The organism is Austwickia chelonae, from assembly GCF_003391095.1.
GTDB classification, from domain to species: Bacteria; Actinomycetota; Actinomycetes; order Actinomycetales; family Dermatophilaceae; genus Austwickia; species Austwickia chelonae_A.
The window spans coordinates 1184444-1199910 of record NZ_CP031447.1 but is presented as its reverse complement, the minus strand read 5'-3'; the positions used below and the strand labels follow the sequence as shown (position 1 = coordinate 1199910).

Annotated in this window: 10 protein-coding genes; 6 read left to right on the top strand and 4 right to left on the bottom strand. The window is 63.0% G+C overall.

What is annotated here, in order from left to right; translation table 11 throughout:
• Position 1 precedes the first annotated feature (1 nt).
• Complete coding sequence (gene alaS, locus DX923_RS05285; RefSeq protein WP_116116170.1) at positions 2-2704, bottom strand: alanine--tRNA ligase; 2703 nt, start codon at positions 2702-2704, stop codon at positions 2-4.
• Positions 2705-3093: 389 nt separating this feature from the next.
• Here alaS and DX923_RS05280 point away from each other — a divergent pair, with 389 nt between their 5' ends.
• The 5 genes from DX923_RS05280 to DX923_RS05260 all read left to right on the top strand — a co-directional run bounded on the left by DX923_RS05280 (position 3094) and on the right by DX923_RS05260 (position 9062).
• Positions 3094-4701: a peptide ABC transporter substrate-binding protein gene (locus tag DX923_RS05280; RefSeq protein WP_116113207.1), complete on the top strand. Its 1608-nt coding sequence runs from the start codon at positions 3094-3096 to the stop codon at positions 4699-4701.
• A 315-nt stretch (positions 4702-5016) separates the two neighbouring features.
• Positions 5017-5943, top strand: coding sequence for an ABC transporter permease (locus tag DX923_RS05275; protein ID WP_116116169.1), 927 nt, complete (start codon positions 5017-5019; stop codon positions 5941-5943).
• Positions 5936-6871, top strand: a complete 936-nt coding sequence (locus DX923_RS05270) for an ABC transporter permease (RefSeq protein ID WP_116113205.1) — start codon at positions 5936-5938, stop codon at positions 6869-6871. The genes DX923_RS05275 and DX923_RS05270 overlap by 8 nt, the downstream gene beginning before the upstream one ends.
• 15 nt (positions 6872-6886) lie before the next feature.
• Positions 6887-7933 carry an ABC transporter ATP-binding protein gene (locus DX923_RS05265; RefSeq protein WP_116113203.1) on the top strand — a complete coding sequence of 349 codons (1047 nt, stop codon included), beginning with the start codon at positions 6887-6889 and terminating at the stop codon, positions 7931-7933.
• Positions 7926-9062, top strand: a complete 1137-nt coding sequence (locus DX923_RS05260) for an ABC transporter ATP-binding protein (RefSeq protein ID WP_116113201.1) — start codon at positions 7926-7928, stop codon at positions 9060-9062. The genes DX923_RS05265 and DX923_RS05260 overlap by 8 nt, the downstream gene beginning before the upstream one ends.
• A gap of 53 nt (positions 9063-9115) precedes the next feature.
• On the opposite strand, the gene DX923_RS05255 is transcribed toward DX923_RS05260, so the two are convergent.
• A complete protein-coding gene (locus tag DX923_RS05255) occupies positions 9116-10513 on the bottom strand; it encodes a replication-associated recombination protein A (RefSeq protein ID WP_116113199.1) in 1398 nt (465 codons plus the stop codon).
• 146 nt (positions 10514-10659) lie between these two features.
• On the opposite strand from DX923_RS05255, the gene DX923_RS05250 reads away from it, so the two are divergent.
• Entirely contained in the window at positions 10660-12807 is a 2148-nt protein-coding gene (locus DX923_RS05250; RefSeq protein ID WP_116116168.1) for an MMPL family transporter, read from the top strand.
• Between the two features lie 60 nt (positions 12808-12867).
• Here DX923_RS05250 and DX923_RS05245 read toward each other — a convergent pair whose 3' ends face one another.
• Together DX923_RS05245 and aspS are read right to left on the bottom strand one after the other, a co-directional pair.
• Positions 12868-13587: an HAD family hydrolase gene (locus DX923_RS05245; RefSeq protein WP_116113198.1), complete on the bottom strand. Its 720-nt coding sequence runs from the start codon at positions 13585-13587 to the stop codon at positions 12868-12870.
• A complete protein-coding gene (gene aspS, locus DX923_RS05240; RefSeq protein WP_116113196.1) occupies positions 13584-15407 on the bottom strand; it encodes an aspartate--tRNA ligase in 1824 nt (607 codons plus the stop codon). The genes DX923_RS05245 and aspS overlap by 4 nt, the downstream gene beginning before the upstream one ends.
• Positions 15408-15467: the final 60 nt, after the last annotated feature.

Sequence of the window (15467 nt, the reverse complement as noted above, 5' to 3'; positions counted from 1 at the left end):
GTCAGCCGGTCACCGTAGTGGCGACGGCCTGCTTCACCTTGGAGAGAGCGTCTTCGATCCTGGTGGGGTCACTGCCGCCGCCTTGAGCCACGTCATCTTTGCCTCCTCCTCCTCCTCCGAGGGTCTGCGCAGCGACCTTGACCAGGGCGCCGGCTTTCACCTTCAGTTCGCGTGCCGGACCGTTGGTCGCGATGACGACCATCGGACGTTCTTTGACCACCGAGGTGAGCGCCACCACAGATGGACGTTCCGTTCCCAGCCGTCCGCGCAGGTCGAGGACGAGCTGGCGTAGATCATCCGTGCTGATGTCATCGCCCAGATGGTGGGCAAGCACGGTGACGCCTGAGACATCGTGTGCCTGATCGACCAGCGCCGAAGCCTGGGAAAGAACCTGTTGGCGACGCATGGTGGCGATTTCTTTCTCGGCTTCCCGCAGCTTGTTGAGGATGCCACCGATCCGGTCGGGCAACTCCTCTGGTCGCGCTTTCACGACTTCGGTGAGCTGACCGACGATGACGCTCTCTCGCGCCAGGTAGTCATAGGCGTCGGCACCGACCAGCGCTTCCACACGACGAACACCAGAGGCGACGGAGGCTTCGCTGAAGAGCTTCACGATCCCGAGCTGGCCTGCACGTTCGGCGTGGGTCCCCCCGCAGAGTTCGCGGGACCAGTCGCCTACCGAGACGACTCGGACCTGATCGCCGTATTTCTCGCCGAAGAGAGCCATGGCTCCGGAGTCGAGCGCTTCCTGCTGGGACATGATCTCGGCGTAGACCGGGAGGTCTTCCAGCAGCTTGGCATTGACCTGAGCTTCGACATCACGCAGAACCGCGGCCGGAACAGGTTGGCCCGCTTTGAAGTCGAATCGGAGACTTCCTGGCCGGTTGAGCGAACCGGCCTGGGTCGCCGTCTCCCCGAGTGCTTCCCGCATTGCTTGGTGAACGAGGTGGGTGGCGGTGTGTGCGCGGCTGATCCCCTTACGTCGCAGCACATCGACCTGACCCAACGCAGGAAGTCCGACCTCGACCTCGCCGGAGATCACCCTCGCCCGGTGCACGATGAGCCCAGTGATCGGTGACTGGACGTCGTCGACCTCGATCACCGCTCCGTTGGAGAAAGTGATCAGGCCCTTGTCCGGCATCTGTCCACCGGATTCGGCGTAGAACGGAGTCCGGTCCAGAACGATCTCGACCTGGTCCCCCTCTCGAGCCGAGGAAACCCCGTTCCCGGCCGCCACCAGTCCGGCGACGGTCCCCTCCCCGACGACATCGCCGTAGCCGAGGAATTCGACCGGACGGCCGAGGGAGTCAGCGATCTCACGGTAGACCTGGACACTTCCGTGCCCCTGCTTCTTGGCTTTGGCGTCAGCTTTTGCCCGTTCCCGCTGTTCAGTCATCAGCTGACGGAAACCGGACTCGTCGACGGACAATCCCTGCTCCGCAGCCATCTCCAGAGTCAGGTCGATGGGGAAGCCGTAGGTGTCGTGCAGTTTGAAGGCGTCCCCACCGGTGAGCGTGTCCCCCCCTCCGGCCTTGGTCTTGGCCACAGCGACGTCGAGGATGCTGGTGCCCGAGGCGAGGGTACGTCGGAAGGCCTCCTCCTCGGCGTAAGCGATCTGACTGATCCGCCCGAAATCACGTTCGAGTTCGGGATAGGACTGGCTCATCCGTCCCATCGACACCGGGAGCAGCTCCGGCAGCGCCGGATCGTGCACGCCCAGCAGCCGCATGGACCGGACCGCGCGACGCAGCAGCCGTCGCAGCACATAGCCGCGGCCTTCATTGCCAGGAGTCACTCCGTCCCCGATCAGCATCAGGGAAGACCGGACGTGGTCGGCAACTACTCGGAAACGCACGTCGTCAGGAGTGTGGATGCCGTATTTTTTCCCCGCGAGCTCTTCGGCACGACGGATCACCGGGAAGACCTCGTCGATCTCGTACAGGTTGTCGACGCCCTGCATGAGATAGGCGGTACGTTCCAGCCCGAGCCCGGTGTCGATGTTCTTGGCAGGCAGTGCCTTGGCCACGTCGAAGTCGTCCTTGGCCCGCACGGCAGAGAGTTCCTCAGTTTGGAAGACCAGGTTCCAGATCTCCAGGAAGCGGTCTTCGTCAGCTTCGGGTCCGCCGTCAGCACCGTATTGGGGTCCGCGGTCGATATAGATCTCCGAGCACGGCCCGCCCGGGCCGGGAACGCCCATGTGCCAATAGTTGTCCTTGAGGCCACGACGCTGGATACGTTCGTCGGGCAGCCCGACCGCGCGCCACATCTCGACGGCTTCGGCATCGCCGTGCGGATATCCAGGGTGGTGTCCTGGGCCGAGAACGGTGACCCAGACCTTGTCGGGGTCGAAGCCGTACCCACCTTGATCCTGCGGACCGGTGATCAGCTCCCAGGCGTACTTGACGGCGCCTTCCTTGAAGTAGTCGCCGAAGGAGAAGTTGCCGTTCATCTGGAAGAAGGTGCCGTGGCGGGTGGTCTTGCCGACTTCGTCGATGTCGCCGGTACGGACACATTTCTGTACCGAGGTGGCACGCGCGTAGGGGGCGCTCTCGAGACCGAGGAAGTACGGCTTGAAGGGAACCATACCGGCGTTGACGAACAGCAGATTGGGGTCGTCGTAGAGCAGCGGAGCGCTGGGGACGACGGTGTGTCCGTTCTTCTCGAAGAAGGTCAGCCAACGGCGCCTGATCTCGGCGGTATCCATGCAGGGGTCCTTGCGGGTGACGACGTAGGCGTGTCGGGGCCCCGACACGCCGCTCCACCTACAGTACTGGCCCTTGCGCCTCACCGGCTTGCTCCTGAGGCACGTCCAGCTCCGAGTGGTGGGCGAATTTTAGTTCATCGAATGCATCGTTGAGGATCGACAAGCCTCAGAAAAATCCCATCGGATGCTGTCGAACAAAAAAGAATCACGTGAAGGTCACGATTAGGTATACCCCATGTTGAGGAAGCCTGAACCCCTCTTATTTTGGCCGACAATTCTCATGCTGCCCTTGTACCACAAGGCACTTCACACCCCAACGTTCCGTGAATGCGCCGACGGCAGCTGGTTCCCGTCAACCGGGCGTGAACCCCGCATAGGAGGTCCCATTCATGCGAGGAAAAACCCGCGTCGCCGTCGTTGTGTGCCTGACCGCCGCATCCCTGATCACCGCCTCCTGTGGCGGTGGCGGCAAATCCGATGCCCAGGGGAACAACATCACTGTCAGGGGATGCAATCCGCAGAACGACCTGATCCCGGCGAACACCACCGAATCCTGCGCCGGCGAGATCCTCGGCCTGACCACGGCGCGTTTGCTCCATTACGACGCCGACACCGCCAAGCCGCAGAACGACCTCGCCGAGAAGATCAGCGACGTCAACACGAAAGTGTTCACCATCACCCTGAAGAAGGGCCAGAAGTTCTCCGATGGCACCGAGGTGAAGGCCAAGAACTTCGTCGATGCCTGGAATTACGCCGCCTTCGGGCCCAATGCCATGGGTGCAGGGTCCTTCATGGCTCCCATCGAAGGATACGAAGACGTCTCCAAACCCGAATCCACGGTGAAGGAGATGAAGGGCCTGAAGGTCGTCGACGACCACACTTTCGAGGTCACGCTCTCCAACCCCACCTCCGACTTCGGTCTCCGCCTGGGATATAGCGCCTTCACCCCCATGCCGGACGCCTTCTTCGCCAACCCGAAGGGCGATTTCGGGAAGAAACCGATCGGTGCCGGCCCTTACAAGGTCGTCCAGTGGGATGCCAACCAGCAGATCGTCCTGGAGAAGAACAAGGAGTACGCCGGCGAGTTCAAGGGACAGTCCGACAAGATCACCTTCCGGATGTATCAGGACGCCGGCGCCGCCTACAAGGACGTCCAGGCCAACAACCTCGATGTCACCTACGGCTTCCCCTCAGACGCACTGGCCGGCGGCCGGTACAAGAACGACCTGCCCAACAGGTTCTCCGTCCGCGACAAGACCTCCACGGTCCAGCATGTGACCTTCGCCCCGGCCAAGACCGACCCCACCGTGCAGAACCCCAAGCTCAAGCAGGCCATCTCGATGGCCATCAACCGCGAAGAAATCATCAAGGCGGTCTTCAACAACGAACGCAAGCCGTTGAACGGCTGGGTCGCCTCGGCCGCGATCGACGGCTACCCCACGGACAACTGCGGCGAATACTGCCAGTACGACAAGGACAAGGCCAAGGCCAAACTCGCCGAAGCCGGCGGATTCACCGGCGTCCTCACCATCGGCTACAACGCCGACTCCGACCATCGCGGATGGGTCGACGCCGCCTGCCAGTCCATCACGAACACTCTGGGCATCCAGTGCCAAGGTGCCCCCAGCGTCGACTTCAAGACCTTCCGTAACACGGTCAAGAAACGGGAGATGAAGGGGATGTTCCGCGCCGGATGGCAGATGGACTACCCCTCGCCGGAGAACTACCTGACCCCGCTCTACGGCACCGGCGGCTCCAGCAATGACTCCGACTACTCCAACCCCGCCTTCGACGCCAAACTGAAGGAAGCACTCGCTGCCCCCAGCAAGGAGGACGGCTTCAAGCTGTTTGTCGAAGCCGAGAAGATGCTCGTGGCAGATATGCCCTCCATCCCGCTGTGGAGTTATACCGAACACGCCGGATGGTCGAACAAGATCGCCGACGTCAAACTCGACATCGACGGAAAACCCGACTACCGGCAGATCAAACGGAAGTGAGCTGAGCCAAGTTCTCTCTCACACCGGACCCTGCTGAAAAACACCTCCGGGTCGGCCCGCACTGCTCAGTCCGCGGGCTGACCCGGCAGGTTCGGCCTGTCGTCTCCGCACAAACATCATTTCGACACAGGTCAAGAAGCTCCGAACACCGGGCACAGGGCAACTCCGGTATGTATTCTCACTGCCACTCTCATCACGGTGCAGATCTCCCCGACAAGCACCGTCCACCAGACGGCACCGGGCTGCCACCCGGATAAATCATGTTCCCTGACCTCGATGTCAGCCCCCGCCGTCGACGACAACCTAGGAGGTGTCGTGGGCAAGTACGTCATCAGGCGCCTGCTGCAAATGATCCCGGTCGCTCTCGGAGCGACATTCGTGATCTTCGCCATGGTCTTCGCTCTACCTGGCGACCCCACGGACGGAAAATGCGGCGAGCGCCCCTGCCCACCGGCCTATGTAGCCCAGTACCGGGCCGAACATAATCTGGACGATCCGCTGCTAATCCAGTACGGCAAATACCTCGGAAAATTGGCTCAGGGCGACCTCGGCACGAACTATTTCGGCAATCAGGTCGCTGATGAACTCCTCCAGCGGTATCCGACCACCACCAAGTTGGCGCTCATCGCCATCTCCTTCGAGATCCTGATCGGCATTTCTATCGGTGTTCTCGCTGGAGTCCGTAAAGGCGGACTGATCGACACGACCGTGATCTTGGCCACTTTGATCTTCATCTCCATTCCGATCATCGTGATCGGCCCGGTAGCCCAGATCGTCTTCGCGATCCAACTCGGTTGGTTCCGCCCCACGGTCTCTCCGGAAGCACCGCTGAACGAGCTGATCCTGCCGGGCATGGTCCTCGCGTTACTCTCCGTGGCCTATGTCGCCCGGCTCACCCGGACCAGCCTGGTCGAGAACCTCCGCGCCGATTACGCCCGCACCGCGATCGCCAAAGGCCTCACTCGACGCCGGGCCATCAGCGTGCACACCCTGCGCAACTCCCTCATCCCCGTCGTCACTTTCATCGGTGCCGACTTCGGCGGCCTGCTCGGCGGAGCCATCGTCACCGAACGCATCTTCAACATCCAAGGCGTCGGCAGCATGATCTTCACCGGCATAGCCAACCGGGACGGACTCGCCGTGGTCGGTGCGGTCACCGTACTCGTCATCGTCTTTCTCGTCATGAACCTGCTCGTCGACCTACTCTGCGGCGTGCTCGACCCTAGGATCAGCCATGACTGATGCCACCGCGGAAACGCTCCCCTCTGCACCCCCGTCATCCTCCGACGGCGGCGAGTCCGCGCCCGGCCGCTCCCTGACCCAGGACGCCTGGCGGCAGTTACGCAAACGCCCCCTGTTCTGGGTGGCTTCCTCGATCATCGTCGTCTTCCTGGCGATGGCCTTGTTCCCCAGCCTGTTCACCAGCGTCGACCCCAACTACGGAGAACTTTCCCGTGCCAGGCGCGCGCCAGGCGACGGCGCCGTCTTCGGCTTCGACCACCTGGGCCGGGACGTCTATTCCCGGTCGGTCTACGCAGCCCGTGCCTCCATCACCGTCGGTCTCCTCACCACCCTGGCAACCGCGACCTTCGGAAGTCTCCTCGGCGTCATCGCCGGCTTCTACGGGGGGTGGATCGACGCCGTGATCTCCCGGGTCACCGACATGGTCTTCGCCATTCCGATGTTGCTCGGCGGCATCCTCTTCATGTCGACCTGGGTCAGTCGGCCAAACGACCCCTACTTACTCGTCGTCTTCAAAGTCGTCTTCGTGCTCATGCTCTTCGGATGGCCCAGCATCGCCCGGCTGATGCGTAGCTCCGTCCTACAGATCAAGCAGAACGAATACGTGTTGGCCGCGCGCGCCTTGGGGGCCTCGCCGTTACGGATCATCGTGCAGCACATCCTGCCCAATGCCATGGCGCCGGTCCTGGTGATCGCGACGATCCATTTCGGGGCGTACATCGCGGCCGAGGCCACTTTATCTTTCCTGGGCATCGGGCTGCAGCACCCAGCGACGTCCTGGGGAACCGCCATCAACGCTTCCCTGTCCTGGTACCAGCTGTCCCCGCACAACCTGCTCTGTCCGGCGGCTTTCCTCAGCCTGTGCGTACTGGCCTTCATGACCCTGGGGGACGTCGTACGCGATGCCTTCGACCCCAAACAGCGATAAGGAGAGGACAAGACGATGAACGCCGCCACGTCCGTGTCCCAGCGTGACCCGGAGAAGTCTTCCCTCTTCGCCCCTGTGGACGGATCGTCCCTGTTGGAGGTGGACGATCTGTACGTCGACTTCCACACCGACGACGGGACCGCCCACGCCATCAACGGGGTGAGTTTCCGACTCGACCCTGGTGAAACCCTCGCGATCCTCGGTGAGTCCGGCTCTGGGAAGTCGGTGACCGCCCAAGCGATCCTGGGCATCCTGGACAGCCCGCCCGCGCGGGTCCCCAAAGGGTCGGTGAAGTACAACGGCCACGAACTCTTGACGATGCCCGAGGAGAAGAGGCGTCGGACCAGGGGGCCAGAGATCTCGATGATCTTCCAGGACGCCCTGTCCGCACTCAACCCGGTGTTTCCGGTGGGCTGGCAGATCGCGGAGATGTTCCGTCAGCATCGGGGGCTGAACAAGTCCGATGCCATGGACCAGGCAGTCTCGCTCATGGAACGGGTACAGATCCCTGCGGCTCGCCAACGGGTCAAGGCCTACCCCCATCAGTTCTCCGGTGGTATGCGTCAACGCATCATGATCGCGATGGCCATCGCTTTGGACCCCGCCGTCCTGATCGCCGACGAGCCCACCACCGCTCTGGACGTCACGGTGCAGGCACAGATCATGCGCCTCCTCCAGGAGCTCAAGGAAGAGCGGCAGATGGGGCTGATCCTCATCACCCATGACCTCGGGGTCGTCGCCGATGTCGCCGACCGGATCGCGGTCATGTACGCAGGTCGGCTCATGGAGACCGCTGACGTCTTCGAGCTCTACCGGCGTCCGGCCCATCCGTACACGAAGGGGCTGCTGGATTCCATCCCTCGTTTGGACCAGAAGGGGCAGACCCTCGCCGCCATCGGTGGACTTCCACCGAACCTGTTACGTATGCCCAAGGGATGTCCGTTCCATCCTCGGTGCGGTCATGCCCGTCAACGCTGCACCGAGGAACTGCCCGAGCTGCGTGAGGTCGTCCCAGGCCGTCCGACCGCCTGCCATTTCGCCGAGGAGGTCTACGGTGACTGAACCTGTCCTCATCGCCGAGAACCTGGTCAAGCACTACCCGATCCTCAGCGGTGTTCTCCGACGCCCGGTGGGCAAAGTGAAAGCCGTCGACGGGGTCAGCTTCTCCTTGAGTAAAGGGGAGACGCTCGGCATCGTCGGCGAGTCCGGGTGCGGTAAGTCCACCTTGGGAAGGCTGCTCATGCGCCTGGAAGAACCCACCAGTGGCCGGGTCGTCTTCAACGGGGTCGACATGTACGCCCAGAAGGGTGCCGCCATGCGGCGGATCCGCCGCGACATCCAAATCGTCTTCCAGGATCCGTACACCTCGTTGAACCCCCGGAAAACAGTCGGAGACATCATCGGAGAGCCCTTCCGGATTCACCGCGACGCCATTCCGAAGGGCGGGTACGACAAGGCCGTCCGTGATCTTCTCGAGCTGGTCGGGTTGAACCCGGAACACATCAACCGCTATCCGCACCAGTTCTCCGGCGGGCAGCGGCAGCGCATCGGCATCGCTCGAGGCATCGCGCTCAACCCGAAAGTGTTGATCTGCGACGAACCGGTCTCCGCACTCGACGTCTCGGTACAGGCCCAGGTCGTGAACCTCATGAGCCGTTTGCAGGAAGAACTCGGACTCAGCTACATCTTCATCGCCCACGACCTGTCCGTGGTCCGGCACATCTCTGACCGGGTCGGTGTCATGTACCTGGGGAAGATGGCCGAGATCGGCGAAGAGGACGAGATCTACGGTCGGCCGACCCATCCGTACACGCAAGCTCTGCTCTCCGCGGTTCCGGTTCCGGACCCGACCTTGCGCGACAAACGCGAACAGATCGTGCTGACCGGGGATGTCCCTTCACCGGCCAATCCGCCTACCGGATGCCGTTTCCACACCCGATGCTGGATGGCCCAAGACATCTGCAGTTCCGAGGAGCCGACGCTGACCTTACGTCCGGATGGCACCGGGGAACACGAGTCAGCGTGCCATTTCGCGCAGCCTCGAGTCGTCGTCGAAGCCGTCGACGTCTCCGCGATCGCCGCACCTACTGGAACTCTCAGCCCCGACGCCGTGAGATCCGACCAAGCTTCGCCGCTAGCCCAGGTCATGGCTCCGGAGGAACCACAACCGGAGATTCCGCCCCAGAGCTGACCCCTGGGAATCGTGTGGTGAGGTGCTCCTCCGGGGGAAACCTCACCACACGATCATGTCGCTTCCGCCGGGCCGCCGCCGAGTCGTTCCTTCAGCCAGGCGTGTCGAGAAACCATGCGCGCTTCGAAGCCTCGCTCTTTCGGACGGTAGTAATCGGTCTTCCCGGCCAGGTCGTCCGGCAAGTACTGCTGAGCGGCCACTGAATCCGGTTCGTCATGGGCGTACCGGTAGCCACGCCCATGCCCCAGGCGGCCGGCACCGGAGTAGCCGGTCCCCCGAAGATGTGTCGGCACCGGGCCACCACCACCGGCCCGCACCTGTGCCATCGCCTCGTTGATCGCCGTATAGGTGGCATTCGACTTCGGCGCCAAACAGTTGTGCACCACAGCCTGCGCCAGAATCAGCCGGGCCTCCGGCATCCCGATCTGAGCCACGGCGTGCATCGCTGCCACCGCAGTCTGCAAGGCGGTCGGGTCGGCCATCGCGATCTCCTCGCTGGCCGAGATCACAATGCGCCGTGCGATGAACCGGGGGTCCTCTCCCGCCTCAAGCATCCTGGCCAGGTAGTGCAGCGCCGCGTCCACATCCGAACCACGCATCGATTTGATGAAAGCACTGGCCACGTCATAATGCTGGTCCCCGGCCCGGTCGTAACGCACCGCAGCGTGTTCCACTGCCTGCTCCACATGCGCCAAATCGATCTCGACAGGATGCTCTGCATCCGGCAGTCCCAGCCCCGCCGCGCGCGCGTCCAGCGCCACTCCAGCTGCGGCTTCCAACGAGGTCAAGGCTCGACGGGCATCCCCACCTGCCATGCGCACCAGATGCTCTCCGGCGTCCTCGGTCAGCAGGTAGGCGCCGGAAAGCCCCCGTTCGTCCAGAAGCGCCGAAGCCAGGACCTCCCTGACGTGGTCGTCGTCGAGCGATTCGAGACGGATCAGCATCGAGCGCGACAGCAGCGGGGCGATCACCGAGAACGACGGATTCTCCGTGGTGGCCGCGACCAGGATGACGGTGCGATCCTCCACCCCGGGCAACAATGCGTCCTGCTGGGCTTTGCTGAATCGGTGGATCTCGTCGAGGAAGAGCACTGTCTGACGGTGATGAAGGTCCCGTGTTCTGCGGGCGCCCTCCATCACGGTGCGTACGTCCTTGACCCCGGCGGTGATGGCCGAAAGCTCCACGAAATCCCGGCCTGCGGCTTGAGCGACCAAATGCGCCAGGGTCGTTTTCCCTGTCCCCGGAGGGCCCCAGAGGATCGCACTCAAAGGACCGGCCAAACCGCCGTGTCCTTCGATCAAGCGACGCAGGGGGCTTCCTGGCCGCAATACGGCTTCCTGCCCCTGGACGTCATCCAGAGACCGCGGGCGCATCCGTACGGCAAGAGGCGGCAGGACCCCCTCTGCCGGAGCTGAGTCCACGGCGTCGGCGAAAAGATCGGGTTCGTCCACCGGACCAGTCTGTCACCTGAGGAAAGCCGGCCATCGGCCACTGAAACCATGGGTCCGCTCCGGAATGAGAGAGTTGTCCCGTGATCGCCGAAGCGCATGAAGCACGTACCGGGTCGAGACCTCTTCTGTACCGAGCTGGCAGTGCCATGGCACAATATGCCCGTCTGGTCGTCGTGCTGTGGCTCGTCGTCTCGGCCTTGTGCTACGCCGGGGCCACCGGTGCGCTCGGCGCCCCTTCGCTCTTCTCCCGGTTGCATCAAGCCGAGCCCTTTGTCCCGAAGGAATCCCACGAAGGAAGCACTCTTCTGGAACGGGCCAAGGACACCGGACCCAACATTCTGATCCGGGTCGAAGGCGCTCGCAGTACCGAACCCGCGACTCTCGAAGCAGGATCCCGGTTACAGGAGAAGTTCGCCACCACGAAGTATGTCACCCGGGCGACCTCCCCTTTCGTCGTCCCCGGCGGAGCCCGCACCCCGCAGACCGACGGTCTGTTCGCTCAGGACCGTGAGGACAGCTTCATGATGGTCTTGGTCGTCGACCGAGCCCTCTCCCAAACCCAGCGGCTGGACCTCGCCCGAGAGTCGCGCCAACAGGCGCAGGATGCCTTCGCCGCGGTCCCTGGCGCCAAGGTCACCCTGGGTGGCGGCATCACTTTCCTCGAGGACATCACCACCCAGATCCAGACCGACCTGGCCAAAGGTGAAGGCATCGCGCTCCCGCTCTCCTTGATCGTCATGGTCTTCGTGTTCGGGGGCTTCCTCGCGGCAGGTCTACCGATCGTCGGTGCCTTGGCCTCCATCGCTGGTGGTCTGGCCAGCTTGTGGGCTTTTTCTTTCGTCACCGAGTTGGACGCCACCGTGGTCAACATCACCACCTTGTTGGGCTTGGCGCTCTGCATCGACTACGGCTTGCTGATCGTCAGCCGGTTCCGCGAGGAGGTCCGTCGGCTCGCCCCGGAGACTGACCATGCACAGCTGGATCGCGAACATCTGGTGGAGGCCACTGCGCAGACGGTGAACACTGCGGGACGGACCGTCTTCTTCTCCGCATTGATCGTCGCGATCTCCTTGGCCGGTCTGACAGTCTTTCCCGCTCCGGTGATCCGCGCGGTGGGGCTGGCTGGGGTCACCGTGGTGTTGGTGGCGCTGGCGGTAGCGATGACACTGGTCCCGGCGCTCTGTTTCCTGGGCGGTCGCCGGTTGGTCCGTCGACGCAGTGATGACTCCCCCGATGAGGGCCTTTTCGCCCGTCTGGCACGGTTCGTGGCCCGCACCTACATTCCGATGGTGGTAGCAGCCACCGCATTGTTGTTGGCCTTGGCCTGGCCCGTACTCGGGATGCGGCAGGTCTCCTCGAGCACCGAGCTGCTCCCAGCCGGCAGCACGGAACGCCAGTTCATCGAAGGTGTTCGACGGGATTTCCCGATGTTGAGCGAACCGGCTGCAGTGGTCGTCGCCCGAGCCACCCCCGAGCAATTGGACACCTATGGACGCGACGTCGTCTCGCGTATCGCCGGAGTCTCCTCCGTGGACCCTGCCCGACCGATCGACGATCAGTACTCTGCTTTGGGTGTCCGGGCGAAGGGCGCTGCCACGGAGAACGACCAGGGGAAGAACATCGTCACGAGCCTGCGCTCGGAACGGCCTGTTTTCCAGACCTGGGTGACCGGTTCGGACGCACAGCTCGCCGACTACCTCGATGCGATCCGCGAGCGTGCTCCTTGGGCAGCAGGAATTGTCGCGACGGCCACCATGGTGCTGATGTTCCTGATGACCGGTTCACTGGCTCTGCCCTTGAAAGCGTTGATCTTCAATGTGTTGTCCTTGGGCGCGAGCCTGGGCATCCTCACCTGGATCTTCCAGGAGGGACATCTGCAGGAGGTCTTGGGGTTCACCTCTACTCACGGAGTGGAGTCGGTGACTCCGGTCATCCTGTTGGCCTTCGGGTTCGGGTTGGCCATGGACTACGAACTCTTCCTGCTGTCACGGATCGTGGAGCTGCACGAGCAGGGCTATGACGACGAGAGGGCCGTCGAGCTGGGCCTGCAACGTTCAGGACGGATCATCACCAGCGCCGCTTTACTGATCCTGATCGTCTTGGCTGGTTTGGCCATGGCGAAGATGCTGATCGTGAAGCAGATCGGTGTGGGTCTGGCGATATCCGTGGTCCTGGATGCCACCGTTGTCCGCATGCTGCTGGTACCGGCCACGATGCACCTGTTGGGGCGGTGGAACTGGTGGGCGCCGGGCCCGCTACGCAGGTGGCATCAGAAACACGCCATCAAGCATTGATCTTCGTTCTGATGATCTTCGGGCCCGGCTCTCTTGGGACAAGTGAGCCGGGCCCGAAGATTATTCGTGCTGCGGAGGCAGCAGACCGTAGTCGGTGAAGATCTTGCGTAGGAAGTCTCCGTCGTCGAAGCCTTCGACGACTTCGGCATGCAACCCTACTGAGCGCGCTGATTCGACATTGTCGACGCGGTCGTCGACGAAAAGGACGTCAGCGGCAGCTGCGCCAAGTCTTGCCAGGATGCGCTCGAAGTAGGCAGGGTCGGGTTTGGCGACCTTGAGTTCATAGCTGTAGAAGCACCCGTCCAGCACTGACTCGTACCGGAGATGTTCTTTCATATGAGCTGCACGGATGGCTTGTTGATTGGTGGCCAGGTAACAGCGGGTCCCGCCACGCCGTAGCTGGGCCACGATGGCCAGGGCTCCGGGATCAACCTCGATCTGCAACCAGGGCGCTAGGACGTCTTCGACATCGACAGCATGTAGTCCTCGGGTCGCGAGATAGTTCTTCACATCGTTCCGGAAGTCGCTCTCTCCCCGTAGGGAAGATTTCTCCACGTGAAAACAGTCTTCGACGAAGTCCGGTCCTCCTCCGATAGCCAGGAGCTGTTCCAGCCAGTCCTCCGGAGGCCGTTGTAGTACGCCATCGGCATCGAGCAGGACGATTCCGGGACGGGACTTCTCGTCGAAGATGAGCTCTTCACCTCGTTCGTCGGTGCGGCCCGCCCCTGACACAGTGGTGAGCCGCACCGACGAGGAAGAGCGTGTGTCCTCTTCTGTCATGCGCCGGGTTTGGCGTCCGTTTCGGGAGCCTTCGTCGAGGACGATGTCTGCGGTGCCGCGTCGACACCGGCTTCTTTACGCTGCTGAGGGGTGATCGGGGCCGGGGCCTCGGTCAGGGGGTCGAAGCCACCACCGGATTTCGGGAAGGCGATCACGTCGCGAATCGAGTCGTATCCGCCGAGCAGCATCACGATGCGGTCCCAGCCGAAGGCGACTCCACCGTGCGGCGGGGCACCATAGGCGAAGGCGTCGAGGAGGAATCCGAACTTCTCCTGCGATTGTTCTTCGGTAAGCCCCATGACCTTGAAGACACGTTCCTGGACGTCTCGTCGGTGGATACGGATCGATCCACCTCCGATCTCGTTGCCATTGCAGACCATGTCGTAGGCGTAGGCCAGCGCAGGCCCAGGGTCGCTGTCGAAGGTGTCCAGGTATTCGGCCTTCGGGGAGGTGAAGGCGTGGTGTACCGCGGTCCAGGCGCCGCTGCCCACGGCGACATCGCCAGCGGCCACGGCTTCGCTTGTCGGCTCGAAGAGCGGTGCATCGTTCACCCAGAGGAAGCTCCAGGTGTTCTCGTCGATCAACCCGCAGCGTTTGCCGATCTCGAGACGTGCCGCGCCGAGGAGTGCGCGACTCGCTTTGATGGCACCTGCAGCGAAGAAGATGCAGTCACCTGGTTGAGCGCCGGTGTGCGAAGGCAGTGCAGCGAGCTCGGCTTCGGAGAGGTTCTTGGCCACCGGTCCGGCCAGTGTGCCGTCCTCCCCCACGGTGATGTAGGCAAGCCCCTTGGCCCCACGCTGCTTGGCCCATTCCTGCCAGGCGTCGAACTGGCGACGAGGCTGGCTGCCCCCACCCGGCATGACGACCGCGCCGACGTATTCGGCTTGGAAGACCCGGAAGGAAGTCTCTTTGAACAACTCTGTGCAGTCCACGAGCTCCTGGCCGAAGCGGAGGTCCGGTTTGTCGGACCCATAGCGTGCCATCGCTTCGGCGTAAGCCATCCGGGGGAAGGGCGTGGGCAGCTCGACGCCGATGAGCTGCCAGATCTCCCGAACGACGGCTTCACCGACTTCGATGACATCGTCCTCGGTGACGAAGCTCATCTCGATGTCGAGCTGGGTGAACTCGGGTTGGCGGTCTGCACGGAAGTCTTCATCACGGTAGCACCGGGCGATCTGGTAATAGCGTTCCATACCGGCGACCATCAGCAGCTGTTTGAACAGCTGAGGGCTCTGCGGAAGCGCGTACCAGGAGCCGGGTGCGAGCCTGGCCGGGACAAGGAAGTCGCGAGCGCCTTCAGGGGTGGACCGGGTCAGGGTGGGCGTCTCGATCTCTACGAAGTCACGTTCGCCGAGCACATGCCGGGCAGCTGCGTTGACCTTGCTGCGCAGACGGATCGCGTGTCCGGCATTGTGCGCTCCGGGTCGCCGCAGGTCCAGGTAACGGTGGCGTAGCCGAGCCTCTTCGCCGACGGTGGTGCGCTCATCGATCTGGAAGGGCAGTGGGGAGGCCTCGGAGAGCACCTCGATGTCGCTGGCGACGACTTCGATCTGGCCGGTGGGCAGATCAGGGTTGATGTTCTCGGCGCTGCGAGGGGTGACCTGACCGGTGACCTTGACGCAGTACTCGTTGCGCAGGCCATGGGCTGTACCGGTGAGCACCTCGTCACGGGCCACGACCTGTACGACCCCGCTGGCATCCCGGATATCGATGAATTCGACGCCGCCGTGATCGCGCCTGTTGGCTACCCAACCTGTGAGCGTGACGGTCGTTCCGGCATGCTCGGCCCGCAGGGAGCCGGCTGTGTGCGTACGGAGCACGGTGGGTCCTTCGATCGATGGATCACTGGTCTGGATTGGTCGCCCACACCGTCCGCGCCT